Genomic DNA, 1,578 nt, shown 5'->3' with positions numbered 1-1,578 from the left:
AAATTGTTTCTTATTTCGTAGAAATAATTATTTATGCCAGATATAATATGATGAGATTTATGCCAGATATAATATGATGAGGCTTAACAATATGAGAAAATTACTTAATTTCCAATTAAAAAGTAATGATAAAATTATCGCGATCCCTGCAGCTTTAACTGTATTTTTTATGAACAATCCTGTATATGCTCAAGTGAAATTAACAAATGCAAAAACTGCTTTAGAGGCGCTTCGGGATGATTTAAAAACGCTTATCCCTATCGCTGCTGCTGTTATACTTTTGGGCTTAGCAATTGGTTATGCGGGACGTTACATCGGAAAAGATACATTTGTACGATGGGGGATCGGGGTTGTTGTCGGTGGTTCAGCAATTGAACTTGCCAATTTATTATTAACTCCATAAATATTTCATAAAAGAAAAACTTAGATTTCAGTATCTTCATTGTATTCAATAAAAATATATTGAAGAAAAAATTTTACCCATGCCATCTGTAATATAATCTGTAATGTAAATTGAGATAAAAAATATGAAACAATCAAATATCCTTCAAAGAATTCATAATAAAACTATTAAGAGCTCTGCAGCTTTCACTGTGTTTTTTATGTTCAATCCTGTATTAGCCCAAGCAGTAGCTTTAGATCCTGCAAACAAAGCTTTAACTGCACTCCAAACAGACTTGAAGCTACTTATCCCCATCGCCGCTGGTGTTATACTTTTGTGTTTAGCAATTGCTTATGCAGGGCGCTACATCGGAAAAGATACATTTGTACGATGGGGGATCGGGGTTGTTATCGCTGGATCTGCAACACAACTTGCTCAACTGTTATTTAAGGGTACAGTTGGTTAAAATAAGTGATGGCAACATATAATACGAAATGTTATTTATAATCTTAACGAGAGAGATATGCAAAAATTAATTAACCTCCAACCAAAAAGTAACAACAAAGTCGCAGCAATTTCTGCAGCAGCAACTGTATTTTTTATGAGCAATCCTGCATATGCAGTGCTAGATCATCCTAAAACAGCTTTAAAAGCTCTGCAGGATGATCTTATTGCTAATATTATTCCTGTTGCTGCGGCTGTTATACTTTTATGCTTAGCCATTCTCTATGCAGGGCGCTACATCGAAAAGGATACATTTATACGATGGGCAATTGGTGTTGTCGTCGCTGGATCTGCAACACAGCTTGCTAAGCTGTTGTTCACGGGTCAAGTGTAAGTTTTTATAACACATAATGTTTCTAATACAAATTTATGTTTTATGAATTTAAATATATTATGTAATATCTCGCTTGTATTAAGAACTACAAAGTATTTATAAGAGTAATAAATATATGAAAAAATTAATTAAACTCAAATTAAAAAATAATAACAAAGTTATCGTAATTCCTACAGCTATAAGCGCCTTTTTTATAACGCATCCTGCGTGTGCAAATCCACAATTAGCTCCTGCTAAAAGAGCTCTAAATGCTCTGAAAACCGATCTTATTAATAACATTATTCCTATTGCTGCTGCCGTTATACTTTTGTGCTTAGCAATTGGTTATGCAGGCCGTTACATAGGAAAGGATACGTTT

The 1,578-nt window shown here is 33.7% G+C and carries 4 protein-coding genes; all 4 read left to right on the top strand.

Features of this window, described 5'->3' with window-relative positions; translation table 11 throughout:
* The first annotated feature begins 91 nt into the window (after positions 1 to 91).
* The gene (trwL, locus tag ACFINC_RS09350) at positions 92 to 403 is read left to right on the top strand and encodes a VirB2 family type IV secretion system major pilin TrwL (protein WP_375617034.1); all 312 of its coding nucleotides are present in this window, start codon (positions 92 to 94) and stop codon (positions 401 to 403) included.
* 124 nt (positions 404 to 527) lie between these two features.
* Positions 528 to 848, top strand: coding sequence for a VirB2 family type IV secretion system major pilin TrwL (trwL, locus tag ACFINC_RS09345; protein WP_375617033.1), 321 nt, complete (start codon positions 528 to 530; stop codon positions 846 to 848).
* Positions 849 to 905: 57 nt separating this feature from the next.
* Entirely contained in the window at positions 906 to 1,220 is a 315-nt protein-coding gene (gene trwL / locus ACFINC_RS09340) for a VirB2 family type IV secretion system major pilin TrwL (protein ID WP_375617032.1), read from the top strand.
* Positions 1,221 to 1,335: 115 nt separating this feature from the next.
* Positions 1,336 to 1,578 (top strand): VirB2 family type IV secretion system major pilin TrwL (gene trwL, locus ACFINC_RS09335; protein ID WP_375617031.1); only part of this gene is annotated, 243 nt, incomplete at its 3' end.

Source organism: Bartonella sp. AP58NXGY (assembly GCF_042195785.1).
Lineage (GTDB): Bacteria > Pseudomonadota > Alphaproteobacteria > Rhizobiales > Rhizobiaceae > Bartonella.
The sequence above is the reverse complement of the archived record's forward strand: the minus strand, read 5'-3'. Positions and strand labels throughout refer to the sequence as shown.